General features: G+C 46.6%; 13 protein-coding genes. 9 read left to right on the top strand and 4 right to left on the bottom strand.

What is annotated here, in order from left to right; translation table 11 throughout:
* The first annotated feature begins 39 nt into the window (after positions 1–39).
* Both WG8_RS19825 and iolI read left to right on the top strand, forming a co-directional pair.
* The gene (locus tag WG8_RS19825) at positions 40–1053 is read left to right on the top strand and encodes a Gfo/Idh/MocA family protein (protein WP_007432030.1); all 1014 of its coding nucleotides are present in this window, start codon (positions 40–42) and stop codon (positions 1051–1053) included.
* A gap of 74 nt (positions 1054–1127) precedes the next feature.
* Positions 1128–1964 (top strand): 2-keto-myo-inositol isomerase, encoded by an 837-nt coding sequence (gene iolI / locus WG8_RS19820; RefSeq protein WP_007432029.1) that lies wholly within the window; start codon positions 1128–1130, stop codon positions 1962–1964.
* A 252-nt stretch (positions 1965–2216) separates the two neighbouring features.
* On the opposite strand, the gene WG8_RS19815 is transcribed toward iolI, so the two are convergent.
* Together WG8_RS19815 and WG8_RS19810 are read right to left on the bottom strand one after the other, a co-directional pair.
* On the bottom strand, positions 2217–2606 hold the full coding sequence (locus WG8_RS19815; RefSeq protein WP_007432028.1) for a tautomerase family protein: 390 nt from the start codon (positions 2604–2606) through the stop codon (positions 2217–2219).
* Positions 2607–2633: 27 nt separating this feature from the next.
* Entirely contained in the window at positions 2634–3383 is a 750-nt protein-coding gene (locus tag WG8_RS19810) for a DeoR/GlpR family DNA-binding transcription regulator (RefSeq protein ID WP_007432027.1), read from the bottom strand.
* Between the two features lie 139 nt (positions 3384–3522).
* Here WG8_RS19810 and WG8_RS19805 point away from each other — a divergent pair, with 139 nt between their 5' ends.
* The 7 genes from WG8_RS19805 to fba all read left to right on the top strand — a co-directional run bounded on the left by WG8_RS19805 (position 3523) and on the right by fba (position 11697).
* Positions 3523–4437: an AEC family transporter gene (locus tag WG8_RS19805; RefSeq protein WP_007432026.1), complete on the top strand. Its 915-nt coding sequence runs from the start codon at positions 3523–3525 to the stop codon at positions 4435–4437.
* A gap of 198 nt (positions 4438–4635) precedes the next feature.
* On the top strand, positions 4636–6102 hold the full coding sequence (iolA, locus tag WG8_RS19800; RefSeq protein ID WP_198286466.1) for a methylmalonate-semialdehyde dehydrogenase: 1467 nt from the start codon (positions 4636–4638) through the stop codon (positions 6100–6102).
* Positions 6103–6123: 21 nt separating this feature from the next.
* Positions 6124–6939 (top strand): 5-deoxy-glucuronate isomerase, encoded by an 816-nt coding sequence (gene iolB, locus WG8_RS19795; RefSeq protein WP_043891273.1) that lies wholly within the window; start codon positions 6124–6126, stop codon positions 6937–6939.
* Between the two features lie 19 nt (positions 6940–6958).
* Complete coding sequence (gene iolC / locus WG8_RS19790) at positions 6959–7948, top strand: 5-dehydro-2-deoxygluconokinase (protein WP_007432023.1); 990 nt, start codon at positions 6959–6961, stop codon at positions 7946–7948.
* Positions 7949–7985: 37 nt separating this feature from the next.
* Complete coding sequence (gene iolD / locus WG8_RS19785) at positions 7986–9899, top strand: 3D-(3,5/4)-trihydroxycyclohexane-1,2-dione acylhydrolase (decyclizing) (protein ID WP_007432022.1); 1914 nt, start codon at positions 7986–7988, stop codon at positions 9897–9899.
* 34 nt (positions 9900–9933) lie between these two features.
* Positions 9934–10800, top strand: coding sequence for a sugar phosphate isomerase/epimerase family protein (locus WG8_RS19780; RefSeq protein WP_007432021.1), 867 nt, complete (start codon positions 9934–9936; stop codon positions 10798–10800).
* A 27-nt stretch (positions 10801–10827) separates the two neighbouring features.
* A complete protein-coding gene (fba, locus tag WG8_RS19775; protein ID WP_007432020.1) occupies positions 10828–11697 on the top strand; it encodes a class II fructose-1,6-bisphosphate aldolase in 870 nt (289 codons plus the stop codon).
* Positions 11698–11775: 78 nt separating this feature from the next.
* Here fba and WG8_RS19770 read toward each other — a convergent pair whose 3' ends face one another.
* Both WG8_RS19770 and WG8_RS19765 read right to left on the bottom strand, forming a co-directional pair.
* Positions 11776–12528 carry a DeoR/GlpR family DNA-binding transcription regulator gene (locus WG8_RS19770; RefSeq protein WP_007432019.1) on the bottom strand — a complete coding sequence of 251 codons (753 nt, stop codon included), beginning with the start codon at positions 12526–12528 and terminating at the stop codon, positions 11776–11778.
* A gap of 283 nt (positions 12529–12811) precedes the next feature.
* A partial coding sequence (locus tag WG8_RS19765; protein ID WP_007432018.1) for an apiosidase-like domain-containing protein occupies positions 12812–13540 on the bottom strand: 729 nt, incomplete at its 5' end.

Raw genomic sequence — 13540 nt, 5'->3', positions numbered from 1 at the left:
GCGCTATATTTAATTTAGAATATCAGGAGGAATAATAATATGACTTTGAAAATTGGTGTTATTGGAACAGGTGCAATCGGTCGAGAACATATTCGTAGAATTACAAATAACTTGTCAGGAGCCACAATTGTTGCCGTAACTGACGTTAATGCAGAAGCAGCCAAGGCGGCTGTAGATAATTACAAGCTGAACGCACAGGTATTTCCTGATGACAAAACATTGATTGAGTCCGGCGGTGTTGATGCCATTTTGGTGACTAGCTGGGGTCCTGCTCATCAGCAAAGTGTTATGGCAGGTATCGAAGCAGGCAAATACGTATTCTGCGAGAAGCCGCTCGCAACTACGGCTCAAGGATGTATGGAAATTGTTCAGGCTGAAGTCAGACATGGAAAAAAGCTTGTTCAAGTTGGCTTCATGCGCCGTTATGATCAAGGCTACCAACAACTTAAACATGCAATTGATTCCAAGTTCATTGGTGAGCCTCTGATGATTCGCTGCGCGCACCGCAACCCGGAAGTCGATGACAAATATACAACGGATATGGCGATTACAGACACACTCGTACATGAGATTGATGTGTTGCACTGGCTGGTGAATGATGATTACAAATCAGTACAAGTCGCTTATCCGAAAAAAACAAGACACGCTTCCAGCCATCTGCGCGATCCGCAAGTCGTTACGCTTGAAACTCAGGGAGGTATCCTGATCAACGCGGAAATTTTCGTTAACTGTAAATACGGCTACGATATTCAATGCGAAGTTATCGGTGAGGAAGGCGTTGTCAAACTGCCTGAGGTGCCTAGCATTACGTTCCGTAAAGAAGCTCAGCTCGGAACACATATTTTGATGGACTGGAAGCAGCGCTTCCTTGATGCATATGACCGTGAATTGCAAGATTTTATTGATTCTATCCGCCTGTCAGGTGAGCCACAAGGTCCTACTTCATGGGACGGTTACATTGCTGCTGTTACGGCAGACGCATGTGTCAGAGCTCAGGAATCCGGCCGTCAGGAATCTGTTGAACTGGGAGAGAAACCGACCTTATACAAATAAGGAAGCAAAAAGCGACGTTCATGTTTAACGAGTCACAGAAAATCATACAAAAATGATGGAGATGAGAATGAACGATGAAACTATGTTTTAATCAAGCAACAACCCTGAACAACTCAAACCTCGTTAAAGACCTGGAATATTGTGAAAAGCATGGATATGACTACATCGAAATTCGAACAATGGACAAATTGCCAGAGTATTTGGAGGATCATTCTATTGACGATCTGGCACAATATTTTCAATCTAATCATATCAAGCCACTGGCATTCAATGCTTTGGTGTTCTTCAACAACAGGGATGAGGACGAATATCAGAAACTTTTGGATGAATATCGCCAAATGCTGGACACCGGCTCACGGTTAGGTGTGGAATATATCGTTGCGGTCCCCCTTGTGACCGAGAAAAAATTTACACATGCTGATATCAAGGCGAGCTCTGTCAAGGTGCTGAGAGAATTATCGGACCTGGCGAAGCCCTATGGTATTAAAATAGCTGTGGAATTCGTCGGACATCCGCAGTGTACGGTTAACACCTTCGGTCAGGCTTACGACATTGTTGAGGAAGTGGCACGTGACAATGTTGGTCTTGTGCTGGATTGTTTTCACTTTCATGCAATGGGATCGAAGCGTGAAGACCTGTTACGGTCCGATGTCTCTAAAATTTTCATCGTGCATATTGACGATACCGAAGATTTTCCGATCGGCTTCCTGACCGACGAAGACCGCGTATGGCCGGGGCTTGGAGCCATTGATCTTGACTTTATTTTTGCTACTCTTAAGGAAAAAGGTTATGATCACGTCGTTTCGGTCGAACTGTTCCGTCCAGAATACTATGAACTGGATGCGGAAGAAGCAATACGAACAGCCAAGGAAACAACATTGCAGGTTGTCTCCAGACACTATAACTTTTAACTGTCCTGAATTGAATATCAAGCTTGATGCATTCATCTCATAACACCAAATATCGGAGGCTGCCTGTCTTAACAGGTGGCCTCCGATATTTGCTTTAGAGTAGTGTGTCTGATTGGTTATGTTCCTTCAATGCAGGGGATACGAGATTAAGGGTCCAGAAAACGGAATGGGCTGGCTCTGATGAAAACAGTATGGCCTCCGTCTTAGGGACGAAGGCCATACACCAAATAATGACTTATGGATCTATAAAGTCTATAGTTCTCCGGTTAAAAATTGTGCTCGTCCATATCCGAAGCTCCAGTCATCAGTGCCGTTCTCGACAATGGATATCATCACGTCGCTGGGGGCAATACCGCATTCCCGCTCTAGACGCTCGACCAGAAGTTTGTACAGCAGCTTCTTTTGTTCGGGTGTTCGCTCTTTACTCACGACACTAATGATAACGACCTCAGGGGTACGCTCAAAGCCCAGACCGGTATCTTCGATAATCATCTCGTGCGGAGCGTGCTGATGCACAATCTGGTACCGGTCTCTGACAGGAACGCCAAAGGCTTCAACCATTGCAATGTGAGCGGCATCCAGAAGCTTTTTTAGTTCCTCGGGGCTACGTCCTTCGATAACATCAAACCGCAATAATGGCATATTGTTTTCCTCCTATAATGAGTGGGATTAGGATGTTTTGACTTCAATATTATGCGCTGCGCAAAAAGCCTGGAACTGATTTGTAAGTGGATTAGAAGAGACAATTATGTCTACATCCTCAAGCGAGGCGTAGGTCAGTAATGTTGATTTACCGAACTTGCTTGAGTCTGCAAGCAAAATCAATTTTTCCGCCTTTTGAGCAATAATCTTCTTAATCTCGAACTCCAGTAAATCCGAGTTGGTAAGTCCGTGAGTTATGCTGACTCCTGTTGCCGCCATAAACGCTTTGTTCACATTATATTTGTCCAGCATGCGAGGTTCGTCTATACCAACAAACGATTTGGTCTTTTGTTTAAATGTATTGCCGATAACCAGTAGATTGACTAAGGGGAGTTCAGCAGCACCGTTAATGATATCCAGACTGTTTGTCAGTATCGTGAAAGAAATGTTGGTGGGAAAGTATTTGGCCATATGGCAAGTAGTTGTGCCGGAATCTATAAAGATCAGGTCATTTTCCTCAATGCAAGAGGCAGCCAAATGCGAAATGCCATTTTTTTCGAACGAATGCTTGCTTCCCCGGTTTTCAAACGGAATAGGATCTGTGGTAGAGGCAACTCCTCCATACACTTTTTCAATAGAACCTTTGCGAACAATCTGGCTTATATCCCTCCTTATCGTATTTTTGGAAACATCGAATTTTTGGCACAGCTCATCCAAGGTGACATTTTTATGAGAGTGAACGTACTCTTCAATATCCTGTAATCGTCTAGCTTTCATGGCATTCTCCTGTTAAATAAATTGATATAATTAATATAAAATAATACCAACATATAATCAACACATTATTAATAATAGACAAAAACATTACAATCAACTTATAATATTTACGTTATAATTTATGGAGGGAGCTGCCACAATGCTGGAGATTTTGATTCATGAAAATATGATCTTGTTGACTTACATGGCGATTGGATTTCTTGCCTTCAGGTTAAAGTTGCTGCATACGTCTCACATGGAGGGGCTGTCCAGAGTGTTGCTAGGCATTTCACTGCCAAGTGCCATTCTGTATAGCCTTCAAATTCCCTTTTCTAGAGAATTGTTGCGTGATATCGGTATCACTTCAATCGTTGCTGTGGCTATATTGTTCTCAACCCTCGCTATCGGCAGCTTGTCAGCGAGGCTGCTCGGAATAAAGACTGGGGAGCGGGAAGTATGGGTGGGCTGCTGCGTATTCTCCAGTATCTTGTTTATTGGAATGCCGATTGTGGAGGCGATGTACGGAGAGCGAGGGCTTGTTATACTCGTGACCTACAATGCGATATACAATGTTGCGCTGTTCAGCATGGGAGTACGCATTTTCTCGGCGGATAAGGCCAGTACGGTGTCGCTTGCAGGAGTGCTGCGCAATCCCGCGATTATAGCGACCGCTGTAGGATTTGGCATGTTTTTTCTAAACGTCAGGCTGCCTGGTCCTCTGCTTGATGCAAGCAAGTCGCTTGGAGGATTGACTGTGCCGATTGCAATGATGATGACAGGGGCGATGATCGCTGGCAGCAAGCTAGGATCACTGCTACGCAGCAAGCGGGTGTATCTCTTCAGTCTGGTGCGCCAGGTTGTAGTCCCTGTGGTGCTCCTGGTGCTGTTCAAGTCAATACTGGAGGAAGGAGTACTGCTGGGCATCGCCTTTTTGGTCAGCGCCATGCCTTCCGGTGCCTCTAACTCTGTATTCGCTGAAACGTATGGAGGTAGAGGTCGCGAAGCTTCACAATATGTTGTGATGTCAACTTTAACTTCCATCTTCACCATACCATTGTTGTTCTTGTTGGTGTGATGATTTGTCAATAGACATGTATCGAATCAAAAAAAATGATCACGTTTAGTTTTTTAATTAGGTTGACGGTTACTTTTTTATCGGATATCATAAAAACATAACCAAGATATAATCAAAAATTGAGTTTGAGTGACAAACTGCCCCTACAATTAGTAATCATATTCAACATGGGAGAGGAGCTTGACGATGTCTACAACAATGAACACAACGGCAAGAAAATTAAAGAACTATATTGGTGGTAAATGGGTAGAAAGCCGGGCGACAAAATATGAAGGCGTTTACAACCCGGCAACCAAAGAATTGATTTGCGAAGTTCCATTGTCAACGAAAGAAGATATGGAGTATGCGGTGCAAGTTGCGAAGGAAGCGTTCGAGAAATGGAAAAAAGTCGCAGTCCCAAGACGCGCACGGATTCTGTTCAATTACCAGCAGCTTCTTCTGAAGCACAAAAACGAACTGGCTCGCCTGATTACGATTGAGAACGGCAAAAGCCTTCAGGAAGCACTCGGCGAGGTGCAGCGTGGAATTGAGAACGTCGAGTTCGCTGCAGGAACGCCTTCCCTGATGATGGGCGATTCACTGGCAACTATTGCAACGGATGTCGAGGCAACCAACTATCGCTATCCAATCGGAGTCGTAGGTGGAATCGCCCCATTCAACTTCCCAATGATGGTACCATGCTGGATGTTTCCAATGGCGATCTCGCTGGGTAATGCATTTATTTTGAAGCCTTCCGAGCGTACTCCACTCCTTACCGAGAAAATTGCTGAACTGTTCACTGAAGCGGGATTACCTGCCGGTGTGTTCAACATTGTATACGGGGCTCATGATGTCGTAAACGGCATTCTGGAGAATCCCGAAATTAAAGCGATTTCATTTGTTGGCTCCAAGCCAGTCGGCGAGTATGTGTACAAGAAAGGCAGCGAGCACCTGAAACGGGTGCAGGCGCTGACAGGAGCGAAGAACCATACGATTGTCCTGAATGATGCCAACCTGGAAGATACAGTAACGAATGTTGTGAGTGCTGCTTTTGGTTCCGCCGGAGAACGCTGCATGGCATGCGCGGTTGTCACTGTGGAAGAGGGAATCGCTGATGAGTTTATTGCTTTGCTCAAGGAAAAAACGCAAAATGTGAAAATGGGTAACGGTCTGGATGACGGTGTATTCCTCGGTCCGGTCATCCGTGAAGAGAACAAAGAGCGTACCATCCGCTACATTGAGAAAGGCGTCGAAGAAGGAGCACAACTGCTGATTGACGGTCGTGACCGCTTGCTTGAGGATGGCTATTTCGTTGGACCAACCATTTTTGAAGGCGTAACAACCGATATGACGATCTGGAAAGAAGAAATTTTCGCTCCGGTATTGTCTGTAATCCGGGTGAAGAATCTGAAGGAAGCTGTGGCAATCGCGAATCAATCGGAATTTGCCAATGGAGCATGCCTTTTCACAACGAACGCTCACTCCATTCGCTACTTCCGTGAAAATATTGATGCAGGGATGCTGGGTATAAACCTTGGCGTACCGGCTCCGATGGCATTTTTCCCGTTCTCGGGCTGGAAATCTTCCTTCTATGGCACACTTCATGCCAACGGTAAAGACAGCGTAGACTTCTACACTCGAAAAAAAGTCGTAACTGCACGTTATACAGAACCTGAATTTGAGTAATACTGGAGGGATTCAGTCGTGATCAGTCATTTGTTGCGCAAGCCCAATCAAGTTCAACAAAACGATGCTACAGTTGTTCATCAATTAATGACGCAAGACACGGAGCTGGAATATGTCGGCTTCAAAATGATTGATCTCAAAGCGAACGGACGCCATGAAGAAGTGCTGACGGATCAGGAATGCTGTATTGTTGCCCTTACAGGCAAGATCACCGTTACCGAAGGCGAGCATGTTTTCGAAGGAATCGGAACGAGACAGAGTGTTTTTGAGAAAAAACCGACAGACAGCGTGTTCGTATCCGGCGGAAAAAGCTTCACGATTGAAGCGGTAACGAATGCAACCGTCGCCCTGTGCTACGCTCCTGCTCTGATGCCGCTCCAGACAAGGTGGATCAAGGCCGAAGACGTCGGCGTTGAGCACCGCGGGAAATATCAGAATAAACGCATGGTTCACAACATTTTGCCGGATAACGACCCATCCGCAAGCAGCTTGCTTGTCGTGGAAGTGTATACAGAGGGGGGCAATTTCTCCAGCTATCCGCCGCACAAGCACGATCAGGACCGTCTGCCGGATGAATCGTTTCTGGAAGAAACCTACTACCATGAGATAGAGCCGCATGCCGGATTTTTATTCCAGCGGGTATACACAGATGACCGGAGTCTGGATGAGACAATGGCTGTCGAACATCGGGATGTGGTTATTGTACCGGCCGGATATCATCCGGTAGGCGTACCAGACGGGTATACATCCTACTATTTGAACGTTATGGCAGGCCCTAGGCGCATTTGGAAATTCCACAATGACCCGGATCATGAATGGATTCTGGATCGGAAATAACCGAAAGGAGCGGAAAAGTATGAGCAATGGAGCAGACAGTGCAAAAAAGTTCGATTTGATTGCGATTGGAAGGGCTTGTATTGACCTAAATGCCGCCGAATACAATCGGCCGATGGAAGAAACGATGACATTCGTCAAGTATGTTGGAGGTTCCCCTGCAAATATTGCAATCGGGGGAGCACGGTTGGGACTGAAAGCAGGGTTTATCGGCAAAATCGCTGATGACCAGCATGGGCGCTTTATCGAGAAATATATGAGTGATGCCGGAATCGACACTTCCCAGCTTGCTGTAGATCAGGAAGGCCACAAGACAGGACTTGCCTTCACGGAAATCAAAAGTCCCGAAGAGTGCAGCATTCTGATGTACCGCGACGATGTGGCTGACTTGTACTTGCGTACAGATGAAGTGGACGAGGAATATATCCAACAGGCAGGCATGCTGCTTGTCTCAGGCACGGCCCTTGCGCAAAGCCCTTCCCGCGAGGCGGTTCTCAAAGCGGTTCAACTGGCTAAACGCAATGGTGTAAAAATTGTATTCGAACTGGATTATCGTCCGTATACGTGGAAAAACAAAGAAGAAACGGCCGTATATTATTCGATAGTAGCGGAGCAGGCAGATATTGTCATCGGGACCCGAGACGAATATGACGTGATGGAGAACAGCGAAGGCGGCTCCAATGATAATACCATCAGCTATCTGTTCGGACATCGTCCGGAAATTATCGTTATTAAGCATGGCGTTGAAGGCTCATATGCATATACCAAATCCGGCGAAGTATTCCGGGCGCAGGCTTACAAAACGAAAGTGCTCAAAACGTTCGGTGCCGGCGATTCGTATGCCTCAGCATTTCTGTACGCCCTGATTACCGGCAAGGATATTGGGACTGCGTTGAAATACGGCAGCGCCTCCGCTTCCATTGTAGTCAGTAAGCACAGCTCATCGGAAGCTATGCCGACGGTGGAAGAGATTGAGGAATTGATTTCCAATCAGCCTGTCATCCATTCCTGATATCGTGATAACACTTCAATAAAGGTGGAGTTGTACAATGGGCAACAAAATCAGAATGACTACAGCGCAAGCGCTGATCAAGTTTCTTAACCAGCAGTATATTCATATCGATGGTCGTGAGACGCCGTTCGTTGAAGGGATCTTCACGATTTTCGGTCACGGCAACGTGCTTGGGATCGGTCAGGCGCTGGAACAGGATGCCGGCCATCTGAAAGTGTTTCAAGGCAAGAACGAGCAGGGCATGGCCCATGCCGCAATCGCGTATGCCAAAGAAAATTTGCGGCAAAAAATTTATGCGGTATCCACGTCGTCCGGCCCGGGGTCTGCCAATCTGGTAACAGCGGCCGGAACGGCACTCGCAAACAATTTGCCTGTGCTTTTTCTGCCTGCGGATACTTTTGCAACTAGACAGCCTGACCCGGTATTACAGCAGATTGAACAGGAGTACAGCATGGCTGTCACAACCAATGATGCGCTTCAGCCGGTGTCCCGCTATTGGGATCGCGTAACGCGCCCGGAGCAGTTAATGAGCACCTTGATTCGCGGCTTCGAAGTTCTGACCGATCCCGTCAAGAGTGGACCTGTCACCATCTGCATTTCCCAGGATGTTGAAGGGGAAGCGTTTGACTTCGATGAGACCTTCTTCGAAAAGCGCGTTCACTATGTAGATCGGCTGCAGCCGAGCGAACGGGAGCTGGAAGCGGCAGAACATCTGATTCGCAGCAGCCGCAAGCCTCTGATTCTGGTCGGCGGGGGCGTGAAATATTCGGAAGCGCGGGATGAGGTTATCGCTTTCTCGAAGAAGTACGATATTCCGCTGGTGGAGACACAAGCCGGAAAATCGGCTGTCGAAAGTACCTTTGAGAACAATCTGGGCGGTATGGGGATTACAGGAACGCTGGCAGCGAACAAAGCCGCTCGTTTAGCGGATCTGGTCATCGGTATCGGGACCCGATATACTGACTTTGCCACTTCCTCGAAGACGGCGTTCGACTTTGACCGTACGAAGTTTCTTAATATTAACGTTAGCCGGATGCAGGCTTACAAGCTGGACGGTCTGCAAGTGGTGGCCGACGCTAAATCTGCGTTAAGGAAGCTGTACGACCGTCTGGATGGATACGTCAGCGAATTCGGCACGATTATTCCGGAACTGCAAAAAGAATGGGATGAAGAGCGGTCGCGTCTCGCTAAGGTTGAATTCAAACGTTCGGGCTTTGTGCCGGAAGTCAAGCAGCACTTCACCCAGGAGACGATGAACGAATATGCAGATGCTCTTAAATCGGATATGGCACAGACGACTGCATTGATTGCTGTCAACGACACCATTGATAAGGACAGCATTATCGTATCTTCCGCTGGTTCACTACCAGGAGATTTGCAGCGTCTCTGGAAATCTGAAGTGAGTAACACGTACCATTTGGAGTATGGATATTCCTGTATGGGATACGAAATATCAGGCGCTTTGGGTATCAAGCTCGCGAACCCGGATCGCGAGGTCTACTCCATCGTCGGCGACGGCAGCTTCCTGATGCTGCACTCCGAGTTGATTACAGCGATTCAGTATCATCAAAAAATTAACGTTCTGCTGTTCGACAACTCGGGCTTTGGCTGTATTAACAACTTACAGATGGATCACGGCTCTGGCAGCTATTACTGCGAGTTCAGAACACAGGACAACCAGATTATGAACATTGATTATGCCAAGGTCGCAGAAGCATACGGAGCGAAAGTGTATCGCGCCAACACTGTTGAAGAGGTGAAAGCGGCGCTGGAGGATGCGAAGAAGCAGAAGAACTCCACTCTGATCGAAATGAAAGTGCTGCCTAAGACGATGACGGACGGCTATGACAGCTGGTGGCATGTCGGTGTGGCTGAAGTATCGGACAGAGAGGGCATCCAGCGTGCGTATCAACGTAAGGTGGATATGTTGAAAAAATCGAAACAGTATTAATATCCCGACCATATAGGCAAGAGGAGGAACAAGCATGAAGCTGGCATATGATCCGACACATTTTAGAGATTCGCTATCAATGGAGGAAATGATTTTCAAGGTAGCCGATCTGGGCTATGAATACATCGAGCTATCTCCACGTGAAGATTTCTGTCCATTTTACAAGTATCCTAAAGTTGATAAAACCAAGATCAAGCAGGTCAAAAAATGGATGAGCGAAGCTGGTGTGAAATTTTCTTCCCTGCTGCCTCTCTACCACTGGGCAGGTCCGGATGAAGAAAGAAGACAGGCGGCTGTCCGCAACTGGAAGCGTGCCATTGAAGTAGCAGTGGAACTCGATATTGATCTGATGAATAGTGAATTCAGCGGCTCCAAGTATGAACCGTTCATTTGCGAAGAGAAGTTCGTCAAGTCGATGGATGAACTGATCCCGGTATTCGAGAAGGAGGGAGTTCGCCTAAATCTGCAAGCGCATCCGTATGATTTTATCGAGACGAACACCGGAGCGATTGATATGATCCGTGCACTTGACCGTTCTTGGATCAAGCTAGTATACTCCGTCGCCCATACATTCTTCTATGATGATGGGGTAGGTGATATCGCCAAAATGCTGGACGAAGCGGGTGATCTGCTCGATCATGTGCTGTTTGCCGATACCTTTAATCATAAAGCGGCTTATGGACTGCGTTACATCGTCAATCCGCCTGATGCCAAAGTAACGGTTCACCAGCACTTGAACATCGGTGAAGGCGATATTGATTTTGACACCTTGTTTCGTAAGCTGCGCGAGATGAAGTTTGACGGTATTGCCACGAATGCCGTGTTCGCTTACAGCGACAAGCCGGAAGAATCAAGTGCAATCATGTTGAAAAAAATGAAAGAAGGATTGGGTCTCAGCTAGAAGAGTGACTGGAAAGGAGATGAGCGCGTGCCCTTGGTTTCCATGAAGGAAATGCTACAGCAAGCAAAACAGGAGCATTATGGTGTTGGCCAGTTTAATATTAACGGCTTATCTTGGGTTCACGCCATACTTGATGCGGCACAGGAGGAAGAAGCGCCTGTCATTGTGGCGGCATCAGATCGACTGATTGACTTTCTGGGTGGTTACCGGACTGTTGCGGCTATGGTAAGTACGCTTGTTGAGGAAAAGAACATTCAGGTCCCTGTAGCTCTGCATTTGGACCACGGCAAGACGGTTGACAATTGCCTGCGTGCGATTGATGCGGGCTTCACCTCTGTCATGTTCGATGGCTCCCATGGCCCGATTGAGGACAATATCCGGGATACGAGAAAGGTCACAGCATATGCAACTGCTTATGGTGTGTCCGTCGAAGCGGAAGTCGGTACGGTAGGCGGTATGGAAGATGGCCTGATCGGCGGTATTCAGTATGCAGATCTGAATGAGTGCATACGGATCGTAGAAGAAACAGGTATTGATGCACTGGCAGCGGCACTGGGTTCCGTACACGGCAAATATGCTGGAGAACCGAAGCTTGGCTTTGACGAGATGGATGCCATCTCGCGAGCGGTCGGCATTCCGCTAGTTTTGCACGGTGCTTCGGGAATACCGAAGCATCAACTCGACCGGGCGATCAAGCTAGGTCATGCTAAAGTGAATATCAACACCGAATGTGTGACGGCCTGGTCACTTCAGTTGCGTAACACGCTAGCGGCGGATTTGGAAACGACCGAACCGAGAAAAATATTAACTCCGGCGAGAGACGCGATTCGGGAAACGGTGCGTGCCAAAATTCGTGAATTTGGCTCGAGTCGTAAAGCGGTCAGTTTAAAAAAATAAATAATAGCATTCTATACAAAAGCAGCATGTTCTTCACTGTAACCAGGACGGAACGTGCTGCTTTTTTTGGCTTTGAGCTTATGGCGTCACGATTTTGATACCATGTTCTAATGCATATTGCTGGTAGCTTGCGTTTGGTATACTGTTGGTAATCAAATAGTCAATATCGCTAAGAGAACAGTACGTAGTGAGGGCATATTTGTCGAATTTGCTGTCATCAATCATTAGATACACGTTCAGGCTTTTTTCCACAACTGTACTTTTAAGGTCAGTCTCTAGTGGAGATGAATTAGTTACTCCGTTCGTAATCGAAATGCCCGTTGAAGCGATAAAAGCTTTGTTAATGTTATATTTTTTTAGCAGCTCAATACTTTGGAAGCCAACAAAGGAATTCGTTTTGCGCTCAAGCATGCCGCCCGTAGAGAAGATAGACAGGGAAGGGAAGGGCTTAGCTTCATGAATAAAATCAAAATTGTTCGTTACAATCGTAAGCTGCCTGTGTTGAATGTAAGGTAGAAGCTCCAAGGTCGTCGTCCCCGAATCAACAAAAATAACATCCCCGTCCTCCACGAACTGGGAAGCCAGCTTGCCAATCTCCTGCTTCTTGGTAAGATTCTGATCGCGTCGTTCGTTGAAGACAACAAGGGTAGAATGATTGACAGAAACCCCGCCATATACTTTTTTTATGATCCCGGAATCGACGAGAGACTGAATATCTCTCCGGATTGTATTCTTGGATACTCCAAAATGCTCCACCAGTTCTTCCAATGATACCGATTCATGCTCAAAAACATATTCCTTAATCAGATTAATTCGCTTCGATTTGATCATTTGTTGATTCTCCTAATGATATTTTTAGTTAAAGTTCTGATCACAATGGTTAAATTCATTGTAAGCGACGTGAAATGAAAAATCCACATAAATGAGCAGATCTTAACTTCCAACAAGGGATTGAGACACAAGGAGGTGTTTAACGAAAAAATCAACCAAGGTTCTGATTTTATAACTACCAGCGTTTTCAAGCCAAACTCAAAAAGCGCGTGCCGAGAGAGTGTCGGCATGCGCTAGCAGCATAGTCTTTTTAGGATGTCTACTTGACAAATAGGAAACGTGGTTACTTTCTAATGCCGATGAGCAGGACATCCGCTTCGAAATCATGCATATCGATGGTCGTGATTTGCTCTTGCACAGAGATTGAAGTTGTGCCAAAACGACGATTCTCCAGGTCAATGACCGTAAAATTGTATTCACTAAGATCTGCGTCCAGCTTCAACACCGTGTTGACCGGAACATAGATGGCGACCTTTGTGTAATCTGCGGTTACAGCCGCACGGATTTCTTCCGTATTTTTAAGCACAATGTTCCAAGGCTGCATATCCGTAAGTCCGTATATCCCGAAGAGCCATTTGGCCAATCCATAATCCCATGCCCCTTCAAATTTAAGAGCAGACTGCCAATCATATGGACTGTCGAATCCTTCCCCAGTTACACCGAACTTTTTACCTTTCCGATGCCAGCTCCAAATGCCGTGGGCTCCGTAGGTTATGCCAGCAGAGGCTCCGGACAGAAGGCTTTGCCAGGCTGCCTTACGAACATCGGCGCGGGTGAAGCGGCCATAGACTTTCCGACTGTAGCCCATCTGCTCATAGCAGGGCTCCGAATTGAGGACTGGGCGGGTGACAGTCTTATTATAGAAGTCCAGTGCGAGTGTGTAAGCCGTTGGTTGAAATTGTGAATTATGTCCCGACTGGTACATGTAAAAATCCAAATGGGGATCATCAATAAATACCTCTGGCAGTACCGCTAATCTTCCTTGAATATGCAGAGTGGTCAGGCACTGCGG

It is taken from the genome of Paenibacillus sp. Aloe-11, from assembly GCF_000245715.1.
Lineage (GTDB): Bacteria > Bacillota > Bacilli > Paenibacillales > Paenibacillaceae > Paenibacillus > Paenibacillus kribbensis.
Note: the sequence above shows the minus strand (reverse complement) of the source record. Positions and strands in the feature narration are given on the sequence as shown.